The sequence below is a fragment of the Streptomyces sp. NBC_01384 genome (genome assembly GCF_045040035.1).
GTDB lineage: Bacteria > Actinomycetota > Actinomycetes > Streptomycetales > Streptomycetaceae > Streptomyces.
Genome location: NZ_CP109559.1, coordinates 10,271,097 through 10,291,873, shown reverse-complemented (window position 1 = coordinate 10,291,873; position 20,777 = coordinate 10,271,097). Strand labels below are relative to the sequence as shown.

Below are 20,777 nucleotides of genomic sequence, written 5' to 3'. Positions count from 1 at the left end.
ATCCTGAGGATCCGCACCGATGACACGAAATAGCATCAACCAGCCCGCTCAAGCCAAACACCCAACAGTTGAAGACCCTCCGCACCGCGACGGCGGCATCCGAGCGGCGACGGGCCGCGAACAGTCAGCCGGCGGTGCGGGTGGATGCCTGGTCCGCCCGAAGCCGAGCAGGATCTCGTCCGACAAGAACCACAGGCAACTCCACCCCGGCGAACCAACTCCGCGACCGCGAGCGCGGCGAGACCGGTCAGCTCCACTGATGAGTCTCATCTGACCCGCTGTCAGCTCTCTTCGCATCTCGGGGGACCTCAGCCCGGAACGATCCCGAAGGTCAGGTGCGGGAAATCGGTGAAGACCGCGGTGTCCGCGGCGATGACGATGTCGGACAGCAGTACGTACTCACTGTGCGCAGAGGCAGAGCCGTTGACCGCCGCGATGATGGGCATCTCCAGATCGACCAGGCGCTGCCTGACGCGGCGGCCCTCGGCGATGGTGCGATCCCAGTCGGCGGGCTTGGTGATGTCATCCAGGCTGGCACCACGATCGTCAACGGTTGCCGTACGCGTTCCCGGGCCAGGCCCTGCCGGCAAGATCTCGGCACTAGGGCGCGTATCTGGTTTCGATCAATCTGCCGGATCTGGCCCGCGCGGTGGGGTGGATCCGGTAGATCGTCGTGTATGACGCGTGCGCAACTGACTGATGCCGAGTGGGCGTTGATCGAGCCGTACCTGCCGGTCGGCGAGCGGGGTCCGTACCCGGAGCGGCTGCGGCAGCAGTTCGAGGGAGTGATCTGGCGGTTCAGGGCGGGTGCGCAGTGGCGTGAGGTGCCGAGTGAGTTCGGCGCCTGGACGACTGTGTCCAACCGGTTCCGGCAGTGGCGGGACGCCGGGGTCTTCGAGGCGCTTCTGGAGGGGATGATCGCGGAGGCCGCGAAGCGGGGTGAGGTGGACTTGTCCCTGGTCAGTGTGGATTCCACCACCGCCCGGGCTCACCACGACGCTGCCGGGATGCACCTCGGCCAAGAGGTCATGGCCGCCTTGGAGAAGGCGGCCGCCGAGGAGGAGAATGCCCGCCAAAAGGGGGCAGTCCGGAAGGACAAGACGGGCAGGGTGCTTTAGCTGATCCCGAGCGGGAGGAACGGCGACGTATCCGGCGCCGGCACAAGGCCCGCCTGAAAGCAGCCCTGCTCGGACGCTCGAGGGGCGGGCAGACCAGCAAGATCCACGTCGCCGCCGACCGCAAGTGCCGCCCGCTGGTCTTCGTCCTGACCGCCGGCCAGGCGGCGGACAGCCCGCAGTTCATCCCGGTACTCAAGAAAGTCCGGGTGCCCGGGCCGGTCGGCCGCCCCCGGACCCGGCCCGACGCTGCTGCCGGCGACAAGGCCTACTCGTCCCGCGGCAATCGCTCCTACCTGCGCAAACGACGCATCAAGGCGGTCATCCCGGAGAAGAAGGACCAGGCCGCCAACCGCAAGAAGAAGGGCAGCCGGGGCGGCCGGCCCGTCAGCCACGACACCGCGCTCTACAAAGAGCGGAACACAGTCGAGCGTCTGATCAACAAGCTCAAGGCGTGGAGAGGCATCGCCACCCGCTACGACAAGACACCCAAGAGCTACCTCGCCGGAGTCCACCTGCGCGGCTCGATGATCTGGATCAAGGAGCTCGCGCGGGCCACCCCTTGATCAAAACCAGATACGCGCCCTAGGGTGCTGATCGTGACGACAGAACGATGTGCACTGGGCGGCGACTTGAGCGTCGCGAGGATCGGGTACGGCGCGATGAAGCTGACCGGTTGGCCGAGGGGCGACCGGCCCAGCCGGGAAACGGCACTGGCTATCCTGCGCCGGGCCGTGGAACTCGGGGTGAACCACATCGATACCTCGCACTACTACTCGCGTGACGGGGTGGCGGCCAACGAGCTGATCCAGGAGGCGCTGCACCCCTACCCGGACGACCTGGTGATCGCGACCAAGGTTGGCGCGCTGGTCGAGGGCTCTGATATCGCCCTGCCGGCGGCGGAAAAGACCGGTCTCACCCCTGACAACCTGCGCCGTGGCATCGAGGCGAACCTGCGCTCGCTCGGCCTGGACCGCCTGGATGTGGTGAACCTGCGGTTGGGCGACCTCGACCGGACCGGGACACCCTTGGCCGCGCCCCTGGAGACCCTGCTCGCGCTGCGCGAGGAGGGCCTGATCCGCCATCTGGGCATCTCCAACGTCACAGCCGCCGAGTTCACCGAGGCCCGCAAGATCGCGCCGATCGCCTGTGTCCAGAACCTCTACAACGTGTCCCGGCGCGATGACGACCTGCTCATCGACGCCTGCGCGGAGGCCGGCATTGCCTATGTCCCCTTCTTCCCAGTCGGCGGTTTCCAGCCGATCACGGCCGAGCACCTGGACACCGTCGCGGCCCGGCACCGCGTGACCGTGCCGCAGGTGGCGCTGGCTTGGCTGCTGGCCCGGTCTCCGAACATCCTTCTTATCCCCGGCACAGGCTCGCTGGACCACTTGGAGGAGAACATCGCCGCTGGCGCGCTGAGGTTGAGCACGGAGGACATCGCCGAGCTCGGGTAGGGCGAAGGCAGCTTGAACAACCCCGCAGCCGACGCTCACGCTCACCCGGTTGCCGTCATCTCCCCCGCTCAACTCCTCTGCTCGTTGGCTTGGTTGGGTGATGGCGCGGTCCGCTGGGCTCGGCAGTGAAGAACATCCGGGGCCGCTGTCACACCTGCCCGCTAGGGTCGCGATCATGAGTGACGGAATCGAGTGGATAGACGACGAGCTGGGCCGTGGAGGCTTCTCCCTCACGATGGTGAAAGGGATCGGCCAGGAGGAACTGGCCGTCTACCTGGGCGCGCAGCCCGGCACCGTCATGGACCCGGACACCGCCCACGAAATGCTGAAGCTCTCCCCTGGACCGTGGGACCTGCCCGACTACGCGATGCTGGGCGAAACCGGCAACGGCTGGGCGTTCGCGGTCGAGTCTCCCGAGGCCCGTGACCGCGTAGACCGGCTCGCCCCGGGCAGGGACATGTGGTCGAAGCACACCGTCGTCAGTATCTGGGACAGCACCATGGACCCGCCGATCATCAGCGTCAGCGTGGACGGGAAGCACGATTGGATGTTCTGGGAGTACAACACCAACGAGACAGACCACCCGCTCACCCGCCGCTTGGTCGCCGAGGGCGGATTCGTCGTGCTCTCCGACCGCGTCCACAGAGACGATGAGTCCGACGATGTGACGATGTCGGACGTGTACCGGATCATGGGCGAGTACTATGGTCTGTCCCTGCCGCGGCAGGCCATCACCGACCAGCGCCTGCCGCACGTCTTCAGCGAACCCAGGGTGCTGGTGCGGCCGCAGACGCGGTGCCCGGTCTGCAATAAGCAGATGGTGCCGTACGGCGGCGGATCCTGGGGGCCGGGCGAATACCGGCTGGTGTGCGTCTACTACAAGGTCCGCGACATACCTGGCCACCCGCCGCAGGGATGCCCAGGAGAGATCAGCGGACCCGCGCTGGCCCAGGTGGTGCGCGAGGAGCCGAACCCGAAGTACGGCAACATCCGCATGCCTCGCGTTACGTGAGGACCGCGGCATCACATGATCGGCCGGACACGACCTGAGCGCCCTCTTGGTGGACCGCATGATGTTCGGGCGCACGGGCCTGACGGGAGATGCCACCTTCTGTCCCACTCCCCCTGCGACAACCAGCACCACCTCCCAGGCCGCCTGCAACGCCATCGCCCTCGGACGGGAACCGACCTGGCATCGGGGTCGCATCAACGACGTGCCGGCGGCTTGGGAGGCCGAGCAACTGGCCCTCGACCGACGGCTGTTCACGCAACGGACCGTGCTGGGCAGCCGGAGCCGGGGCGGACTCCACCGCGTCCTCCCTCACAGGAGCCTGCCGGTGCGTTGATCAGGCATCGGCCCTCACGCGCACGCCGGTCCTCCCGCGGCCGCGCGACGAAGACGCCCTTTCGGCCTCATGACGGCGAGCCCCGCGTCCAAGGCCAGGGAGATGAGATACACATCGAACACGGACGGTGGCCGGCTCGGCCGCAGCGGGCCGACCGGGCATCAGGGGCCGTCCGCCGGTGTCGCATCACAAGAAGGACGGCGCCGGCACCGCCGCACGTCCTGACCGACACAAGGAGCCTCTGTGAGCGCGGAACTGTCGGGATCCACCGCCCTCGTCACCGGCGCCACCGCCGGCATCGGCCAGGCCATCGCCGGCCGCCTGGCCACGCTGGGTGCCACGGTCATCGTCCACGGGCGGGACGAGCACCGCGGAGCCGAGACGGTGGGCACCATCGCCGCCGCGGGCGGAACCGCCCGGTTCGTCGCCGCCGACCTGGCCGATCCCGACGACGTGCTGCGCCTCGCCGCTGAAGCCGGCGAGGTGGATGTTCTGGTCAACAACGCGGGCATCTATCAGTTCGCCAGCACCCCGAACACCACAGCCGGGATGTTCGACACCCATATGGCCATCAACACACGGGCTCCACTACTGCTGGTCGGCGCGCTCGCCCCGGGGATGACCGCACGGGGACATGGCGTCATCATCAATCTGAGCACGTTGGCGGCCACCACTCCGGCTCAGGGCGCAGCGGCCTACGGGGCTTCCAAAGCAGCCCTCGAACTTCTGACTCGCGTGTGGGCCGCGGAGTTCGGCGCGCAGGGCGTCCGCGTGAACGCTGTGGCCTGCGGCCCCGTCCGTACCCCCGGGAGCGCGGACATGGGCGAGGAGGCCCTCCAGATGATTGGGCGGACCACCGTCTTGGGACGCGCCGCGGAGCCCGAAGAGATCGCCGAGGCAGTCCTCTTCCTTGTTTCCTCCCGGGCCAGCTACGTCACCGGCACCGTCCTTGAAGCCCGTGGTGGCCAGCTCGCCATCGGCTGACGTCATCACGTCGCTTGTCCTGCCATCAGGCGACTGCCCCACGGCCGCCCGGTACCGGCTTGCAGGCAGATCCTGAGCGAAGGAAAAGACGATGACCGCGATGGATCTGGGTCCCACCGTCCTCGCCCGGATCCAGTGGAGAGCCCGGTTCGCGCAGCGCGTCCGGGCTCGCGCCGTGCGGTGCTACCCATACCCCGGCGGCCGCAGGCTGACCATGTGAAGTGGCCTGCAGACGTCGCCCCGGCGCGGCCCGTGCCTCAGTTGCCGACCGGACCGCGGGCCGACGAGATCAATGGAGAGGGTTTTCAACTGTCCGTTGTTCCTGCCTGGTTATCGATCGGATCGGAAGCGGGCACGTCGCCAGGGTGGCGCTGCGGGCGTAGGTGAGCGGCAGCCGGACGACGTTCCTCTCCGTCCGCCAAAAGGCCCGCCGGGGGTTCGACATGAGCAAGCTGTGCAAGCGAGGGTGACCGTTTGAGTTTCGAGCGACAAGTGAGCGACTGCGGAGTAGTCAGGTGACTCCTCCCCGGCGTGAAGGCCGGGGAGGTTCGTCAAGCCGGTTGGGCTTGCCGACGGACCAACCCGCCCGTAAAACGTCAGGCGTTCCGGGCGCGGGCGGCCCGGCCGGGCGAATGCGCCGGCCGCCATGGACCCCGCGTACGGCAGCCTTCAGCCGTTGGAGGGCACCGGCGGCAAAGACGTGTCGTTCTGCCGCAGTTCGACCAGCAGTTCGTTCTGCCCGGCCAGCAGCTCGGTGAGAATGCGGCGGGCCGAGCACAGGAGCTCTGCGACGTCACCGCCGGCCAGCGCGTAGCTGACGGTGGAGCCCTCCCGGATGGACACCACGATGCCGGAACGACGCAGGACGGCCAGTTGCTGCGACAGGCTGGACGGCTCGATCTCGATGTCGGCGAGCAGGTCCCGCACCGGAACGGGGCCATGCTGCAGCAGTTCCAGGACCCTGATGCGCACGGGGTGTCCGAGCATGCGGAAGAACTCCGCCTTGGCCTGGTAGAGGGGGACCCGCATCGGTGCTCGCTCCCTGCCGCGTGGGGATGGTCGTCACGGTGCGGCGACGCCCGGAAGGCGCCGCCGCAGGATGTGTCCGTCGGTACCGATCCTTCTCGCCCGCGGCCACGCGCATCCACCTATTGGAATCATGCTGATGTGGTGACTTGAAGAAGTCTTCACATCATGGGCGCGCGTCAGCCGAAGGCTCCGGCCGGCCTAGATTTCCAGCTGCTCCTCGACACGCTTGAGTTGGTGGCGGGCCATCGCCAGGTTCGAACGCGCCTTGTCGAGCACGAGGTAGAGGAACAGGCCATTGCCGTTGCGTCCGGTGACCAGTCGCAGGAGGTGGTACTGAGAATTGAGGGTGATCAGGATGTCCTCGATCCGGCTCTTGAGACCCAGCTGCTCCATGGTGCGCACCTTCGCGCGGACGACATCCGTATTGCCGGCGGAGGCGATCGTGAGGTCCAGGTCCTTGCCCCCGCCCAGCGTGCCCAGCGCCATGCCGCTGGTGTAGTCGACGACGGCCGCCCCCACCGCCCCCTCGACCGCGGTCATCATTTCCTTCAGTGACACTTCCACACTCGCCATAGCGCCTCCCCTTGGTTATCGGCTGCGCGGCGGGGCCGACAACGCCTGTCCCGCCGCGTAACCGCACCGTATGCGTACACCCGAGGCACCGGCTGAGCATCTTCGAGGCTGACACCCGGTGATCGGACATGCGCACGCAAGAACCCTTTTTCGACTGCTACTGAGCCTCTTCCCACCTCTGACCGGGGGCTGGTGTGTCATTGGCGTCGGGTTCGGGCCGGGCCCGGGTTACGTGGTGTCGCCCTCCCAGTCGAAGTGCCGCCGCTCCCCGGGGCGTTGCGCGTACAGGGCGCGGCCTCCGGGACCGTAGCGGCCTATCTCTGTCGGCAGGGCGGCGCCGTCGGCACGCTGCTGGTCGCTCCAGCCGGTGACGTCCAGGAGCAGGCCGTCCAACGGGCCACCCACCAGTTGCGCGTACACGCGCCCCGGCCGGGGGCCGGCGTCGTCGTGGTCGGCCCCGTAGACACGGCCCCGCATGAACTCCAGCTCATCCATGACCTGCACGATCGCACCCGGCACTGACAGCGGATCATCGCGTGCACCGGGCGGGTGGTGCGCAGCTGGTTCGCAGGAAGGATTCAACGGCGCAGGAGGTAGCGGGTGAGGCGGGAGCGGGCTTTGTCCGGGCTGAGTCCGAGCGCCTTGCCGATCGTCTCGCTCGACAGCTCGTCTGCCTCGGCCCCGTAGGCGGCCTCGCGGCCGACGGATTCGGCAAGGCGCTCCAGCCGGGCCACCGCCAGGAGTGCGGCAACCGGGGCCTGTTCGGCGAGCGCGACCAACCGGTCCTCCAGCCGGTCCATCACCTCGGTGAGTCCGGCGGGCAGCGGCACTGTCTGGCGTTCGACGGCGCTGATGTGCTCCCACCAGTCGTCGTACGGGCCGGAGGTGTCCAGGTCCTCCAGGCGGTCGTCTTCCATCAGGTCCCGGTCGATCGGGTAGCACGTGCCGCGCCAGCCGCACGCGCAGGCCGCCCGGTACGCGGCCGCTCGCGGACGGCGCAACCGGCCGTTGTACGCCCACCACTCGCTCGTGGTGTGTCCCGCACTGCCGCTGCCCACGTCCAGGTACACGGGCCCGGGTTCACTGCCATCGGCGAGGACCGCTCCCGCGATGCCCTCATGGGACTCCCCGAACTCCTCCGTCCTCCATCCCACTGTTCCCGCATCCTCCCTGCCGTTGGACGAAGACGGCGGCCGGGCATCGCCCGGAGCGCCCGTGCACTCTGCGTTCCGAGAATGCCGCAGGTCGCGCGTCGGCGAGGGGCCGTTGCCCAAAACGACCGGATCGCAGCGCACGAGCTCTCCCGGCGTCATGACGCCATGGCGTCATACCGCCGCCGTCTCCTGGTCACGACGTGGCGGCGGCTTACGGCGTCAGTGCCTGCCGCGACTCGCAGGAGCTGTCGGCCGGCAGCGGGCAGGGGCGTGTGACGAGCACGCGGCTCCGCTACGTCGGCCACACCAAATCCGAACGCCGCGCCCTGCACGCCCTGGCCCCGCTCACCGACTTCGGCCTTGTCATCGACGACGACCGCACACCGGAGTCGGTCCTGGAGGAACTCCACGGGGCGCCGGGTCAACGTCGAGGTGGCCAAGACCGGGTGACCACGTCGGCCGGAGACTTCCGGCGGGGCCGCTCCGGGCGGCGCGCCGCGCAGACGCCTGATGTACGAGCCGCTCCTCGTCTGCCGACCGCTGTGCGGCAGGATGGGGTCATGAGCGTAGTCAAGATCAACGTACTGGCCGTCCCCACCGAGCAGCGGGAGACGCTGGAGAAGCGCTTCGCCTCCCGTGCCCATGCCGTGGAGAGCTCCGACGGGTTCGAGTGGTTCGAACTGCTCCGCCCCGTCGAAGGCACCGACAGCTACCTCGTCTACACGCGGTGGCGTGACGAGGAGTCCTTCCAGGCCTGGATGGAGGGCCCCATGAAGGCGGCCCACCAGGGTGGTGACGCGCAGAGCGGCGAGCGTCCCAAGCCGGCGGCGAGCGGGTCCACGCTGTGGTCCTTCGAGGTCGTGCAGCAGGCGGCGCCGACGAGCTCGTAGGCAGGTCGTCGCGGGCGACAGGAGTACGGGAGCGTCTCGGCCCCGGGCAGGGGGCGACGAAGCAGCGGCGGCGTGCCGACTTCCCGTGAGCCGCCGGCTTCGGCCGCGCGTTTCGTCACGCCTGCGGCATACCGTCAAAGGACTGCCGGGGCCACGCCTCCGCCCGGGGATGAACTCACCGCCGACGGCGGAACCAAGCTGCTCCCGCGTCCGTTACCGCCGCCACCGCTTGATCCCGTGATCGCACGAAAAACCCGCCTCCGGTATTCCGGAGGCGGGCCTGTGTGGAGCGCCGGGCAGGCCTTGCACCTGCATCTCCCCGCAGGAAGCGGGACGTCTTTCCTTGGACCACCAACGCCGGGCTCACCGCCGGAAGTCCGGGCGGGAAGCTCAAGATCAATGATAGCGCAGCTGCAAGCGCCCGAAATCAGCGGGCGGCGCGCCGCGATCGGGTGGGCCGCCGCGCGCCGCCAGGCAGTCATCTTTCCGCTGTCCGGCCACTTCCGGTGTCCGGCTGGACGGTCACCGGAAGAAGTGAGTCAGTGACGGCCGTCGTGACGGCCGGCACCGTCGTCGTAACGGTCGCCGCGCTCGTCGCCGTGACGGTCGCCGCGTCCATCCCGGTGGTCACCGCCGAGACGGCCGCCACGGTCACTTTGGTGATCACCGTCGTGGTCGCCGTGGCGGCGGCCGCCCCAGGAGACTTCGTCGACGAGTCGGCCGTCCTCGTCGCGCAGGGTGGCGGTGTCGGCGCGGTCGTCCCACACACGGGTGCGGCGGTCCTGGTAGACGTCGCCGAGGGCGTCGTGGCCGATGCCGGTGTGGACGCGGACGGTGGAGCCTCCGTCCAGCCGGTAGTGGCGGAAGGTGTAGGTGTGGCCGTCGCGGTCCGACAGCGTCCAGCGGTCCAGGTTCACCGCGCGGCGGGCGGTGTTGGTGACCTCCGCCCACTCTCTGTTCAGCGACTGGTTGGAGCGGATGTCACGGCCCGGGAAGTTGTACTGGACGTTGCTGATCTCCACGGCCCCACGGCGTGAGGAGTGGTCGGCCGCAAAAGCCGGCAGCGCGGCCGACCCTGCCACCGCCGCCACCGTCAGCATGGCGGCGGCGAGACGACGGGCGGTCACAGACGCAGAAGCGGGCACAAAGTCCTCCTGAGGGTGCCGGCATCCCGTGGACGGCCGACTCGGTCCGTGCACGGGATGCGGGTGCGGGTGTGCGGCCGGCTGGCCGATGCCCACACATTGCCCCCAGTTCATAGCGATCTGGGTGATATGCGACCCGTGTTGCGAATTGCCGACATCGTTGTGACACTCGCCTGCACTGTCCATTTATGAATTGAACGCACCAGCTTGGTGGTCTGTCAGGCTCCGTGCCCTTGCAGGCACAGGTCCCCGCCGGATGCTCACCAGGGCGCACCGTGCCGCACTCGCCCGGACCGTCACCCGAAAGTGGATCACAGTCACTTGGCCCCAGTACCGTGTCCGTTCATACCCGCCGGCCGCGTCAACGCTGGGCTGTACGGGGCGGAGCGGGTCCCCCTGGGTGGCCGGCCGTTTACGGCGCGGAGAATCTGCTCGGCTTCCTGATCAAGGGTCTCCAACGCTCACGTGTTTCCCTCGGCGGTGCTGCACCTGCCCACCCTGCGCGTCCGCGAGGGGCGCGTGCGAGCGGATCTCGCCTACACCCACGCCGTTCCCAAGACCGCCCGCATGGGGCACACGGTCGCGCTCGGCGTGGACTGGGGGCTGAACACCCTGCTCAGTGCCGGGGCCGCCCGTCTCCACGACGACGGCACCATCACCGCCCTGGGAGCCGGGGGCATGTTCCGCGCGGCCGGTGTCCTCGCCCAGCAGCACCGGCTGCGCCGCCACCGCGGGCCTGCCCCCGCCCGGTGTGCGACTGCCACATCGGATATGTGCACCTGGAGACCCTGCCGCTGTACGACGTGTTCGCGGGCGGCATCCTGGAGCGCGTTCCGCGGGCTCTCCCGGACCGCCCGCTCCTGCCCGTGGTGCCTCTCACGTCCGGTGCGGGCCCCGGCTGACGGTCACCTGGCCCGCACCGCCGTCCGGTCGCTCAGGGCGTCGACGCCCTGAGCGACCGCTAGCTCGCCGGTTCGGCGGTCCAGGTGATGTGCGGGGGCACGACCCGCGCGCACAGGGGGTTGCCGCGTGCGTCGGTCAGGCCGAGGCGTGCGACCAGCAGACCCTCCCGGGCGGCGGCGAGCACCTCGGCGGGGACGGCGTCGAGCATGAGCTTGGCGCGGCGGAACATGGAGAAGACGCCCGCCTCGTCGACCGTGCCCCACGACAGGTAGATGAACCGGCGGCCCAGACGGTCCTGTACATAGGGGCCTTTCACCTCGGTACCCGTGGGCGAGGCGACCGTCGTGCACTCCAGGGTCCAGGTTGCGGACGTGGCGTCGCCGGGCTGCGGCCCGAGGAGTTCGGCCGGACGGTCGCGGCGTTGCACCGCGACATGGATGTTGCCGTACGCGGGGACATCGCGGTCGGAGGGGGCCGGACAGGTGAGGCCGGGCAGGTCGACGGCGTCGATACGGATACGCATACCGGCCATCATCCCGCCGTCGTCCGAGCCTGGTGCGTCGTCGGGGAGCCCACAGGGTCGAGGGGGAGTCGTCCGGTGGCCGGGGCGGATGCCGGTCAGCAGCCCGAGGCAGGGATCGGCCCCAGGAATGGAAGAGGGCCCGGATCATGTGGATCTGATCCGGGCCCTCTTCATTGGTAGCGGGGACAGGATTTGAACCTGCGACCTCTGGGTTATGAGCCCAGCGAGCTACCGAGCTGCTCCACCCCGCGTCGTTGTGTTTGCAACTCTACGCCATCTCAGGGTGTGCCGGAGACCATCTCGCGGGACGTCGGGCTCGCTCACGGCATCGGCAGGGACCGCCGGCGGCAGGGGCCGGCCTCGTGAGCCGTCCGGGTGATGGCGGACTGCGTCTCTCGCCGGCTGGGCGCAAGGCGGGTACTGCTGCGCGTCGAGACGGGAAACGCCCCGAGTACGGCCGTCGCCCGGGCAGCCGGCTTTCCGGCTCACCGGCGACGAGCCTGTCCTGCGCGGGCTCAAGGGCCGTCGAGGGGTGAGCGCGGGGGCGCCGGCGTCATGCTCGGGTTCTTGACATGCCGTTGAGTGGAGCAATGAGTGGTATGGCGTAGCGAGGCGCAGGAGGCTGGGCGTCTTGCCGGAATCGGGTGCCAGGAGTTCCGTGTGTACAGGCCGCATCGAACGAGCCGTCAGTCGTGTCGTCCGCTCGCATGCCTGCCCTCGGTCCGCTCCCCTGCTCGGGCGGCGTCCGTGGTCCTGTTGCTCGCGCGGCGTCGTAGGGTGCTGTGAGGTGGCCGGGCCGCAGGCCGCAGCCGGGCGGTGCGGGCCGCCCGCTGCCGGCACCGGCCGTGTGGATGCGCTGGCTGCCTCTTTTCTACGTCGCGGCTGTCCTGGCGCTCGAGCCCATCACGCCGGTGCAGTGGCCGGTGAGCTTCATGCTGATCGCTCTTCCGCTGGTGGCCGCGTTCGCCCACGGCCCCATCGACGTCATCGGCGTCACCGTGTTCGCTGTCGCGTTCGAGGCGGTGCTGGCCGGCACCGCGTGCTGTGCGGGACGTTCCGTCGGCTATCTGTGGGACCGCCATTACGTGGCCGCCTATTTCTGCACCGCCTTGATCGGCGCCCTGGGAACCATCCTGGCTGTCAGCCGGACACGGCGGGAACGCACGCTGGCCACCGTGCGCTTCGTGGCCGAGATCGCCCAGCGTGTGCTGCTCAGGCCGCTTCCTCACCGTATCGGTGACATTCTGGTGGAGAGCTTCTACCTCTCCGCCGACGCGGAGGCGCACATCGGGGGCGACCTCTACGAGGCCGTGCCCACCGTGCACGGCATCCGGCTTCTGATCGGCGACGTCCGGGGCAAGGGCCTTCTCGCCGTGGAGACCGCCGCCGCCCTGCTCGGCGCCTTCCGCGAAGCCGCCCACGACGAACCCGACCTCGCCGCCCTGGCCGGCCGGGTGGAGACCAGCATGACCCGGCGTGCCGCCCTGCCCGGGAGCGACATGGGTGAGCGCTTCGTCACCGCGGTCTTCGCGGAAATCGTGGCCCCCGACCGTGTCGTGCGGATCGTCAACTGCGGCCACCCGCCGCCCTTGCTCATCAGCGCCGCCGAAGTCACCGAACTGGAAACCGCCCAGTCCTCACCGCCCCTCAACCTCGGCGTGCTCGTCGGGGAGCCCTACCACGTCGATGAACATGCCTTCCGCCCCGGCGACCAGCTCCTGCTGTACACCGACGGCGTCACCGAAACACGCGCCCGGGACGGCTCTTTCTATCCCCTCGTTCAGCGGGTCCGCTCCTGGGGTCTCCTCCCGCCCCGGGAGCTCCTCGACCGTCTCCATCACGATCTCCTCGACTACAGCGCCGGCCGTCTCCAGGACGACACGGCCGCTCTCGTCGTCTGTCACGCGCCCGTTGAGCCCTCGGCGCCCGGGCATCACGGACCATCGACGCGGGAATGAGCGGGTGACCCGGCCCGGCTGGGCCCCGGCTCACCGCCCGGCGGCCACCGGTGCCGCTGCCGCGGCCTGGGCCGCCGCGATGAATCCCGCCACCTGCGGGGGCAGCCCGGCGCCGCGGCGCCAGGCCAGGCGGACCTGGGTGGGCGGCAGGTCGTGGATCGGAATGATCCGGATGGCCGGCGGCGCCACATCGGCCAGTGAGGCCACCGAGATGTGCACCGCGCCGGCGTTCATGACCAGCGCCATCATCTCCGCGATGGTGTCCACCCGGTGGCCGCGGTGGATCGTGCGGCCCCGCGGGGTGCGGCGCGGCACGATCTGGTCCCACAGGTACTCGGGGAAGGCTCCGGGGCGTTCGAAGGCCTCGTAGTCGGCGAGCTCCTCGAGGGAGACCGAGTCGCGGCCGGCGAGCGGATGGCCCGCGCCCACCACGGCGGCGCGCGGCTCGAGGCCCAGCACCGTGCTCGTGGCCAGGTCGCTCTCCTGGGGGCCGAACTTGACCACGAGCACGTCCAGTTCGCCGCCGCGCAGCGCCGAGAACGGGTCGGCGAGGTCGTAGGGTGCCAGCACCGCCTGATCCCCGGTGAGGCCCGCGGAGGCGAGGATGTCCAGCGCGGTCTGCGGGGAGCTGGGGTAGCCGAGGCGGATGGGGCCGGTGGCGGGGTCAGACATCGTGTGCCTCCTCGGTGAGAGCGGCGTAGGCGCGCAGCTGGTGGGGGCGGTCCGGCAGGCCGGTGGCGCGCAGGGCCGCGAACGGTCCGGGCAGTCCGGGCAGTGCGGGTGCCTGGCGGAGGGTCAGTTGGTCGCCGGGGCCGATGATCCCGTCGAGGACGGCCTCCACGAGCAGGTGGTTGAGGTGGACCAGGCAGTCGGCGACGGTCACTTGGGCGGTGGCGACATGCAGTTCGCGCCGGAGGGGCGTGCGTCCTGCGGGGTCCTGGTCCTCCAGGACCCGCACCACAGCGGGAGGGCGGGTGGGCAGTTCGGCCGTCCCGTCGAAGAGCTTGAGCAGCCGGCGCAGGGCGGCGGTGTCCTCGGCCGGTGCCGGGCCGAGCCAGGCGGCCGAGCCGTCGGCGGCGGTATGGCCGAAGGTGAATCGCTCGTCGAGGTTGTCCGGGTTGCCGGCCAGGAAGACGGTGCGGGTGAAGTCGCGGCGCCAGGCGGCGGCCGCTGCGGGATCGATGCCGTGGGCGAATGCGCAGGTGTCGCGCAGCCATCTGGGCAGGTCGAAGCCGCGCAGCACGCACACCGCCAGCACCTGGGCGTCCTGGGCCGCGCGGGTGATCTCCCGCTGGGCGGCCAGCAGCCCGTCGGGGGTCGGCAGGTCGAAGCGCGCGGCCAGGTCCGGCCGGGCGGCACGGATGCGCCCGGCGACCTCGGTGCGCAGGAATTCCTGGGAGACGCTCACAGGTACACCGCCGTGAGCAGTTCACGGCTGGGGGCCGGGCGGTGTCGGGCGAGCAGGCTGGAGGTCACCCGGTAGGGGTTGACGTGGAGGCGGTCGCCACGGTGGCGTGCGAGCACTTCGGGCAGCGGGGCCGGGTCGGTCTCCCGGCCGCCCGACAGCAACCGGGCGGCACGGGTCAGGCTCTGCCGCAGCACCTCGTGGCGGAAGGACTGCTGCTGGCCGGGCCCCAGCACCGCGATGAAGTACAGCCGCATGCCCAGGCGCAGCACCGGGTCGTCGTACTCCGCGGCGGCCCGGCCCAGCAGGGCGCCGGCCGTATGGTCGTGCCAGTCGCCGTGGCGCGCGGAGCGGATGGTCCCGTCGATGGGGACCCGGCCGAGGGTGACCCGGCAGACGGTGGCGCCGAACGCGGACAGGGTGCGCTCCAGCAGCCGGTAGTCGGCCTCCAGTTCACGGTCGTACAGGAGGACGATCTCGTCGAACCGCGGGGCCAGCGGGAGCAGTTCGCGCAGCGCGCAGGCGAGGTAGTTCGGGCGGCCCTCCCGGTCGACGATCTGGCGCAGCGGCAGGCCGTGGCGTGTGGCGTCGAGGAAGACCGGGCTGCCGTAGGCGCGCAGGTCCAGGCACATGCCGAGGCCGGCGAGCTTCTCGAGCATCTCCTCCAGGCCCAGTTCGGGCGGCTGGTGGGCGAGCAGGCCGGGGTCGTGCATGCCCAGGCGGGCGTAGTGCGCCGCCCACAGTTCCAGCACCCGGGAACTGGCCGGGTGCACCCAGCCGTGGTGCTCGACCGCGTCGGCGTACGGTCGCAGGACCGCGGCGCCGGCCCGTGTCTCCTCGGCCCGGTAGCCGACGTACAGCTCGCCGATCTGTTCCTCGGACAGTGCCGCGTAGTCCGTGTCGCCGCGGGTGCGGTCCAGGTACTCCCAGAAGCCGAGGGTCTGTTCGGTGGGGTGGTAGGTGGTCGGGCTGTAGCGGTAGGTGACGTCGGCGTCGGCGAGCCGGGCGGTGGCCCGGTACATCGCGTCGGTCCACAGCAGCCCCTTGAGGTGGCTGGGGGTCAGTGGCTTGGACGGGGTGACGGTGATCGGGGCGAGCAGCACTCGGCGCCGGGCAGAGCGGGCGGGTGTGTCCGTGGTCCCGGGGTGGGTGGCGCCGTGTACCGGGGTGGCGCGGTGGGTGAGTGTCTCGGTCGTTCGGAGGGCAGGCACCGGCTACCCTCCTTCCGTCGTCTTGACGGCTTGGACCAGTTCGTGCCGGCTGGGCGCCGGCGGCAGCAGCGCGGGGTCGAGCGGCGGTGCCTGCCGCACTCGGGCGAGGAACTTGTCGTCGCCGAAGACCTCGGCGGGTGTGCTCAAGCCCATGAGCACCCGGGTGACCGAGCGCCAGACCAGTGGGTCGGTCAGCGTCGCGGCCTGCACCTGGTTCGGTCCGGCCTGCTCGCCGGAGGCCTTCTGCCGCGGTGCCGCGGGATGTCCGGTGCCCGTCGCCGCGCTCCACCGGGCGGCCCGCTGCCGGTCCTCCTGGACCGCGAACTCGTACCAGGGGGTGAAGAGTTCTTCGGCGAGGCGGGCGGCGGCGTGGCCGAGGTCCGAGTCCGCCTCGGCGCCGGCCGCCAGGTCGGCGAGGCGGAAGGCATGGTCCAGGGCGAGCGACATCCCCCGCCCGTAGAGCGGGTTGGTGACGCAGGCGGCGTCGCCGACCGGGAAGAGGCCGGCGACCGGCCGCTGCCGGGTGGTCGCGTGGCCGGACAGCCGGTTGGGCGGGCAGCCGATGATGTTCACCGGGGTCAGCGGTTCGGCGACGGACGGGGCGAGCCAGGCGCCGATGCCGGGGGTGGCACGGGCGGCGGCGGTGAAGCCCTCCGCCTCGCGCAGTCCCGCCGTCTGCCGGTCGCCGGGGGGCATCATGACCGCGACGGCGAAGGTGTGGTTGTCCCCGGGATGCAGGGCGGCGGCGTAGTGGTCCCACACCCCGCCGGCCGCGTTGCCGCGGTTGAGGGGGCCTGGACGGGTTGTGCCGCGCAACCGGTACTGGCGGCTGTAGCCGGTGATGGCGCTGGGGTGGGTGAGGTCCTCGGCCAGGGGGACGCCTGCGGCGGCGAGCCAGTCGCGGGAGTCGGCGCGCCGGCCGGTGGCATCGACGACCAGGCCGGCCGGCAGCCGCTCGCCGCCGGAGGTGAGCACCGCGCGGACCCGTCGCAGCGAGGGGTCCAGGGCCAGTCCGCGCACGGTGATCCCGTGGTCGATCCGCACCTGTGGCAGGGCACGCACCGCCCGGTACAGCACCAGTTCCAGGACGCTTCGGCGGCAGGCGAGTGCGGCCAGCTGGTCGTCGTCCACCTGCCGGGTGCGGTCCTCGACCAGCGGTGGCAGCGCCTCGGTGAGGTCGAGGAGTTCGGCCCCGGCGGCCAGTGCGGCCTGAAGGACCCGGGGCGCCCGGGTGCGCAGCACCTGTACGCCGACCGAGGTGAGGGTGTGCGAGTGGATCGCCTGCGGCACGGTCGGCCGGTGCCAGCTGCTCGCGGCCTGCTCGATGGGGCCGTCGGGCGGTGGGGCGGAGCGTTCCAGCACCCGTACGCGGTGTCCCGTGCCGGCCAGGGCGAGCGCGGCGGCCAGGCCGGCGATGCTCGCGCCGGCGACGACTGCGTCCGCCATCTCAGTACCGCCTGCCGTGGACGAAGAAGACCCGCCTCACCTCGGCCTCGGCGCGCGGCGCTACCGGCTCGGGCCATCGGTGGTAGTCGGCGGCCGGATCGCCCGGCTGGAGGGCCTCCACGGTGAAGCCGTGGGCGTCGAACAGTGCCTCCGGCTCGTCGGTGCCGAACAGCCAGGGGCAGCCCCAGCCGGAGAACACCTCCAGCAGCGGGCGCATGGAGGGCAGGGTGAGCGCGGCGGCGTTGACGATGTCGGCGGCGATCAGGCTGCCCGGCGCCATGATGGCGGCCACCCGGTCGAGGATGCGGTGGACGTCGTCGCCGGGGATGTAGTAGAGCAGTCCCTCCAGCAGCCAGGTGGACGGCAGGCCGGGGTCGTAGCCGGCGGCCGCCAGCTCGTCCTCCCAGTCGGGTGAGGTGAGGTCGACGGGGACCGTGCGGTGGGCGACCCGGGGCCGGATTCCGGGCAGCCGCTCCTGCTTGAAGTCCAGTACGGCCGGACGGTCCACCTCGAAGTAGCGGATGTGGTCGGGCCAGTCGAGCCGGTGGGCACGCGAGTCCATCCCGGCGGGCGCCAGCACGATCTGGGTCATGTCCGCGTCCTGGGCCGCCTGCTGGAGGAAGTCGTCGAAGAACCGGGTGCGGATGGCGTTGTAGTCGGGTGTGCTGGGCACGGTGCGCTCGGCGTCCTTCGGGAAGGTGACCCGGCGTATCTCGCCGAGCAGCTCCTGGCCGATGCCGCCGGCCAGGAGGGCGGCGTAGGGGTCGTTGAAGAGCCGGTCCGGCCGGCTGCTCTCGGCCGCTCGCAGCGCGGCGGTCAGCAGCGCGGTGCGCTCGACGGCGTCCAGTGTCCCGGTCGTGGTGTCGGTCGTGGTGTCCGTCGTGGTGTCGGTCATGCCTGTCCTCCTCGGCCGGTCGCGGGGGCGCCGGTCAGTTGTTCCCAGAGCGCGGTGTCCTGCCGAAACAGCCGGTCCTTGACCTGTGGCGGCCGGACTCCGGAGGCGACGGTGGTGTGCCAGGCGCGCAGGAAGGCCTCGCCGTCGAGGCGCCGCAGGGTCAGTGGTCCCAGCCGGCCGGCACGGCGCGCCGCCCGGTAGCCGGGAGACTCGCGGCCGATCGCGGCGTCCAGCAGTTCGGCGAAGTGGTCACTCTCCAGCGCGTTCCACTCGTCGTGGGCCGCGACCGCGAACTCGTAGTGCGCCGCGCCGCCCTGCGCCGCGGCGTCCGGCGGCGGGTTCACCCGGCAGGCGGCGTTGCGTACGTCCAGTCCGGTGGACCGGGCGGCCGCCGCGAGGGCCCGGACGACCTGGGCGTCGCGCAGCCGCTCGCCCGCTGCGTCGCAGCGGGTGCCGCGGCCCGCGTACTCCACCCTGGGCACACCGCCGACCCGGTCGACGACTCGTACGACATCGCCCACCGCGTAGCGGTACAGGCCGCCGATGTGGCTGAACACCACGTGGTAGTCGCGGCCCGGCTCCAGCTCCTGGAGGCTCAGGGTCGGCGCGTCGGGCCGGACGTCGGTCTCGGCGTCCAGGAACTCATAGACCGCGGCGGTGACGACCAGTGAACCCGCCGACCCGTGCCGGTCGAGGGCGACTGCCGTGGGGCCCTCGGAGGCGGCGGCCGGCGCGGGCAGCGCGGCCACCCCCACCCCGAACTCCTCGCGCAGCCGCGGCAGGTAGAGCGTGGCCATGCCGGTGGTCCAGCAGAACAGCGCCCGCATGTGCGGCCAGACGTGGGCGGGGCGGAGCGTCCCGAAGTGGTCGGCGAGGCGCTCCAGTTCGGCGGCCCGGGCGGGGTTGGGGCTGGTGTGCGGGACACCGCCGAGCGTTCCGTCGCGGATCTCCTTGACCAGCCGGGGCCACCACAGGTTCAGCTGGTACGGCACGGCCGCGACCATCGCCGGGTTGATCCCGATCACACAGCGGACGTCGCTCTCCGCCGCCAGCCGCAGCCGCAGATAGGTCTTCTCCAGGTGATCGTCCTGGGCGACGGGCACCGGCAGCGTGCCCCACGGCGCCGCGGTACCGGGCTCCGCGGACAGCGGCTCGCCGAACCTGGCGCCGAAGTCGACCTGGCTGGCGCCCACATGGGGATGGCCGGAGGCGGTGGTCGGCGGGGCGGCGATCGGGTCGTGCTTGAGGTTCAGCACCGCGTCGGGCCGGGCGAGCACGTCGGGGTGGTGCTCGATCAGCGGGGCCCAGGCGGCGTAGTAGAACGGGAAGAACGTCCGGCGCATGAAGCTCGCCGTGACCGGGATCTTCTTGTGGGCGCCGGTGGTGCCGCTGCTGGTGAAGTACACGGCCGGGTCGTCGGCGCTGAGCAGGTTGCTCTCGCCCGCGGCCATCCGCTCGATCCACGGTGCCAGCGCCGCGTAGTCGTTGATCGGTACGGCCTTGCGGAAGTCGTCCAGCGACCGGATCGAGCCGAAGCCGTGGGCGCGGCCGTATGCGGTGTCCGCGTTGTGTTCCAGCAGCTCGGCCAGGACCCGGCGCTGGTGGCCGGCCGCGTCCCCGAGGGCGGCGCGCAGGCCGTCGCGTTCGCCGAAGACCCGTTCCCGGTAGCGGCGTACGCGGTTCGGGTCGCTCCCCTCGCTCCCCTCGCTCCCCGAGTCATCGGGGCCGGTCCCCTCGGGCCGCGAGTCAGCCGAGTTCACGGGCTATCACTTCTCGTATCTCCTGCGCGGTCCGGGTGACACGGTCACGTTCCTTAATGACGGTGACCGGCAGGTGCCGGACCTCCTCCCGCATGACCTTGCGCAGATCGGACTGGAAGCTCGCGAAGAACGCCTGTTGCGGCTGGTCGCCGTAGTACTCCAGGGGGTTCGCCTGGCTGCCGGACCCGCAGCGCCGCCAGGCGGTCTCGGCCGACACATCGAGGAAGATCACCCGGCGCGGCTGCGGGAAGGTCCGCCACCAGTCGAACATCGGGTGCTCGTCGATCCCGGTCAGACGGCACTTGGCGAGAATCTTGTAGTAGTAGGAGTCCACCAGGACCGGCGCTTTGCCCGCGCTGCGCTCGATGCTGTCGCGCAGATGGAGCACGGCCGTCTGCAGCACGGTGACCATGAAGTCCGGCGAGTAGTCCCGGTGCAGGCCCCGCAGCACATCGCCGACCAGGTCGCGGCGGAGCCGGGCGATGAGGGAGTGGCCCGGCTCGAGGAACTCGTCGTCGGCGGAGACGATCCGCCAGGCGGTTTCGCGGTCGGCGAGCTCGGCCAGTACCGAGGACTTTCCCGCATAGTCCGGGCCGAGCAGTACGAAGAACGGGGGTGTCGCGGCGGGCTCGGTGGACGGGGGGCGCTGCGGGGTGCCGGGGGCGGTGGCGTCCTGGGTCATCGGCTGTTCCCCGGACAGTGGCCGGGGGCACCGGGGCCCCGGCCGGCGGGCAGTGGGGCCGATGCCGGCGGACACATCAGCGGTGCCGGGCATGCGCGTCGAGGCAATGTCATGGAGGGTTGCTCGTCCCTTCCTTCGTACCGGCTTGTGGGAGCGGGCAGCGCTGCGGTCACCGAGCGGGCAGCACTGTGGTCACCACCGGAATGGCGGGGGCGGCGACCATCTGTCCCTGGAACCTCACTATCCCCCCCGCGCACATTCCGTGCTTCAACTACCGGGCCGGGTCTAGGGACTTCCCCGG

Annotated in this window: 20 protein-coding genes, 1 tRNA gene and 2 pseudogenes; 8 read left to right on the top strand and 15 right to left on the bottom strand. The window is 70.8% G+C overall.

All coding sequences use genetic code 11. The annotated features are described in order from the left end of the window. Positions 1-308 precede the first annotated feature (308 nt). Complete coding sequence (locus OG747_RS46890) at positions 309-590, bottom strand: enoyl-CoA hydratase-related protein (protein ID WP_405876646.1); 282 nt, start codon at positions 588-590, stop codon at positions 309-311. Between the two features lie 87 nt (positions 591-677). On the opposite strand from OG747_RS46890, the pseudogene OG747_RS46885 reads away from it, so the two are divergent. From OG747_RS46885 to OG747_RS46865, 5 genes and pseudogenes are all read left to right on the top strand, one after another. After that, positions 678-1,681 (top strand): annotated as a pseudogene (locus OG747_RS46885) (IS5 family transposase). Between the two features lie 33 nt (positions 1,682-1,714). Then, the gene (locus OG747_RS46880; RefSeq protein WP_405876648.1) at positions 1,715-2,572 is read left to right on the top strand and encodes an oxidoreductase; all 858 of its coding nucleotides are present in this window, start codon (positions 1,715-1,717) and stop codon (positions 2,570-2,572) included. A gap of 175 nt (positions 2,573-2,747) precedes the next feature. Continuing rightward, positions 2,748-3,584 (top strand): hypothetical protein, encoded by an 837-nt coding sequence (locus tag OG747_RS46875; RefSeq protein ID WP_405876650.1) that lies wholly within the window; start codon positions 2,748-2,750, stop codon positions 3,582-3,584. Positions 3,585-4,161: 577 nt separating this feature from the next. Further along, complete coding sequence (locus tag OG747_RS46870) at positions 4,162-4,902, top strand: SDR family NAD(P)-dependent oxidoreductase (RefSeq protein WP_405876652.1); 741 nt, start codon at positions 4,162-4,164, stop codon at positions 4,900-4,902. 91 nt (positions 4,903-4,993) lie between these two features. Continuing rightward, entirely contained in the window at positions 4,994-5,122 is a 129-nt protein-coding gene (locus OG747_RS46865; protein ID WP_405876654.1) for a hypothetical protein, read from the top strand. A gap of 449 nt (positions 5,123-5,571) precedes the next feature. Here the strand turns inward: OG747_RS46865 and OG747_RS46860 are convergent, their stop codons facing one another. The 4 genes from OG747_RS46860 to OG747_RS46845 all read right to left on the bottom strand — a co-directional run bounded on the left by OG747_RS46860 (position 5,572) and on the right by OG747_RS46845 (position 7,658). Further along, entirely contained in the window at positions 5,572-5,931 is a 360-nt protein-coding gene (locus OG747_RS46860; RefSeq protein WP_405876656.1) for an ArsR/SmtB family transcription factor, read from the bottom strand. 198 nt (positions 5,932-6,129) lie between these two features. After that, on the bottom strand, positions 6,130-6,504 hold the full coding sequence (locus OG747_RS46855) for a hypothetical protein (protein WP_405876658.1): 375 nt from the start codon (positions 6,502-6,504) through the stop codon (positions 6,130-6,132). 228 nt (positions 6,505-6,732) lie between these two features. Then, positions 6,733-6,999 (bottom strand): hypothetical protein, encoded by a 267-nt coding sequence (locus tag OG747_RS46850; RefSeq protein WP_405876660.1) that lies wholly within the window; start codon positions 6,997-6,999, stop codon positions 6,733-6,735. Between the two features lie 83 nt (positions 7,000-7,082). Then, positions 7,083-7,658 carry a hypothetical protein gene (locus OG747_RS46845; RefSeq protein WP_405876662.1) on the bottom strand — a complete coding sequence of 192 codons (576 nt, stop codon included), beginning with the start codon at positions 7,656-7,658 and terminating at the stop codon, positions 7,083-7,085. Between the two features lie 560 nt (positions 7,659-8,218). Between OG747_RS46845 and OG747_RS46840 the strand changes: the two genes are divergently transcribed. Further along, on the top strand, positions 8,219-8,548 hold the full coding sequence (locus tag OG747_RS46840; RefSeq protein WP_405885391.1) for an antibiotic biosynthesis monooxygenase family protein: 330 nt from the start codon (positions 8,219-8,221) through the stop codon (positions 8,546-8,548). A gap of 539 nt (positions 8,549-9,087) precedes the next feature. Here the strand turns inward: OG747_RS46840 and OG747_RS46835 are convergent. Further along, positions 9,088-9,693: a lamin tail domain-containing protein gene (locus OG747_RS46835; protein ID WP_405876664.1), complete on the bottom strand. Its 606-nt coding sequence runs from the start codon at positions 9,691-9,693 to the stop codon at positions 9,088-9,090. A 716-nt stretch (positions 9,694-10,409) separates the two neighbouring features. On the opposite strand from OG747_RS46835, the pseudogene OG747_RS46830 reads away from it, so the two are divergent. Further along, a pseudogene (locus tag OG747_RS46830) lies at positions 10,410-10,595 on the top strand (radical SAM protein); the annotation flags it as partial. Positions 10,596-10,654: 59 nt separating this feature from the next. On the opposite strand, the gene OG747_RS46825 reads toward OG747_RS46830, so the two are convergent. Together OG747_RS46825 and OG747_RS46820 are read right to left on the bottom strand one after the other, a co-directional pair. Then, positions 10,655-11,119: a DUF5990 family protein gene (locus tag OG747_RS46825; RefSeq protein ID WP_405876666.1), complete on the bottom strand. Its 465-nt coding sequence runs from the start codon at positions 11,117-11,119 to the stop codon at positions 10,655-10,657. Between the two features lie 174 nt (positions 11,120-11,293). Further along, positions 11,294-11,370 (bottom strand) — tRNA-Met (locus tag OG747_RS46820). A gap of 600 nt (positions 11,371-11,970) precedes the next feature. Here OG747_RS46820 and OG747_RS46815 point away from each other — a divergent pair. Continuing rightward, positions 11,971-13,077: a PP2C family protein-serine/threonine phosphatase gene (locus OG747_RS46815; protein ID WP_405885392.1), complete on the top strand. Its 1,107-nt coding sequence runs from the start codon at positions 11,971-11,973 to the stop codon at positions 13,075-13,077. Between the two features lie 30 nt (positions 13,078-13,107). Here OG747_RS46815 and OG747_RS46810 read toward each other — a convergent pair whose 3' ends face one another. Genes OG747_RS46810 through OG747_RS46780 form a run of 7 tightly spaced genes read right to left on the bottom strand, consistent with a single transcriptional unit; the run spans position 13,108 to position 20,476 of the window. Then, entirely contained in the window at positions 13,108-13,749 is a 642-nt protein-coding gene (locus OG747_RS46810) for a LysR substrate-binding domain-containing protein (RefSeq protein WP_405876668.1), read from the bottom strand. Next, positions 13,742-14,485, bottom strand: coding sequence for a DUF6182 family protein (locus OG747_RS46805; protein WP_405876670.1), 744 nt, complete (start codon positions 14,483-14,485; stop codon positions 13,742-13,744). The genes OG747_RS46810 and OG747_RS46805 overlap by 8 nt, the downstream gene beginning before the upstream one ends. After that, positions 14,482-15,693: a hypothetical protein gene (locus OG747_RS46800; protein ID WP_405876672.1), complete on the bottom strand. Its 1,212-nt coding sequence runs from the start codon at positions 15,691-15,693 to the stop codon at positions 14,482-14,484. The genes OG747_RS46805 and OG747_RS46800 overlap by 4 nt, the downstream gene beginning before the upstream one ends. A 3-nt stretch (positions 15,694-15,696) precedes the next feature. Next, positions 15,697-17,139, bottom strand: a complete 1,443-nt coding sequence (locus OG747_RS46795; RefSeq protein ID WP_405876674.1) for an NAD(P)/FAD-dependent oxidoreductase — start codon at positions 17,137-17,139, stop codon at positions 15,697-15,699. 1 nt (position 17,140) lies between these two features. Next, the gene (locus OG747_RS46790) at positions 17,141-18,034 is read right to left on the bottom strand and encodes a class I SAM-dependent methyltransferase (RefSeq protein WP_405876676.1); all 894 of its coding nucleotides are present in this window, start codon (positions 18,032-18,034) and stop codon (positions 17,141-17,143) included. After that, complete coding sequence (locus OG747_RS46785; RefSeq protein WP_405876678.1) at positions 18,031-19,794, bottom strand: GH3 auxin-responsive promoter family protein; 1,764 nt, start codon at positions 19,792-19,794, stop codon at positions 18,031-18,033. The genes OG747_RS46790 and OG747_RS46785 overlap by 4 nt, the downstream gene beginning before the upstream one ends. Next, positions 19,781-20,476: a dTMP kinase gene (locus OG747_RS46780; protein WP_405876680.1), complete on the bottom strand. Its 696-nt coding sequence runs from the start codon at positions 20,474-20,476 to the stop codon at positions 19,781-19,783. The genes OG747_RS46785 and OG747_RS46780 overlap by 14 nt, the downstream gene beginning before the upstream one ends. Positions 20,477-20,777: the final 301 nt, after the last annotated feature.

Coding starts and splice junctions, on each gene's coding strand:
- OG747_RS46875 (WP_405876650.1), top strand. CDS start 2,748: ATGAGTGACGGAATCGAGTGGATAGACGACGAGCTGGGCCGTGGAGGC.
- OG747_RS46865 (WP_405876654.1), top strand. CDS start 4,994: ATGACCGCGATGGATCTGGGTCCCACCGTCCTCGCCCGGATCCAGTGG.
- OG747_RS46860 (WP_405876656.1), bottom strand. CDS start 5,931: ATGCGGGTCCCCCTCTACCAGGCCAAGGCGGAGTTCTTCCGCATGCTC.
- OG747_RS46855 (WP_405876658.1), bottom strand. CDS start 6,504: ATGGCGAGTGTGGAAGTGTCACTGAAGGAAATGATGACCGCGGTCGAG.
- OG747_RS46850 (WP_405876660.1), bottom strand. CDS start 6,999: ATGGATGAGCTGGAGTTCATGCGGGGCCGTGTCTACGGGGCCGACCAC.
- OG747_RS46840 (WP_405885391.1), top strand. CDS start 8,219: ATGAGCGTAGTCAAGATCAACGTACTGGCCGTCCCCACCGAGCAGCGG.
- OG747_RS46825 (WP_405876666.1), bottom strand. CDS start 11,119: ATGCGTATCCGTATCGACGCCGTCGACCTGCCCGGCCTCACCTGTCCG.
- OG747_RS46815 (WP_405885392.1), top strand. CDS start 11,971: ATGCGCTGGCTGCCTCTTTTCTACGTCGCGGCTGTCCTGGCGCTCGAG.
- OG747_RS46810 (WP_405876668.1), bottom strand. CDS start 13,749: ATGTCTGACCCCGCCACCGGCCCCATCCGCCTCGGCTACCCCAGCTCC.
- OG747_RS46795 (WP_405876674.1), bottom strand. CDS start 17,139: ATGGCGGACGCAGTCGTCGCCGGCGCGAGCATCGCCGGCCTGGCCGCC.
- OG747_RS46790 (WP_405876676.1), bottom strand. CDS start 18,034: ATGACCGACACCACGACGGACACCACGACCGACACCACGACCGGGACA.
- OG747_RS46780 (WP_405876680.1), bottom strand. CDS start 20,476: ATGACCCAGGACGCCACCGCCCCCGGCACCCCGCAGCGCCCCCCGTCC.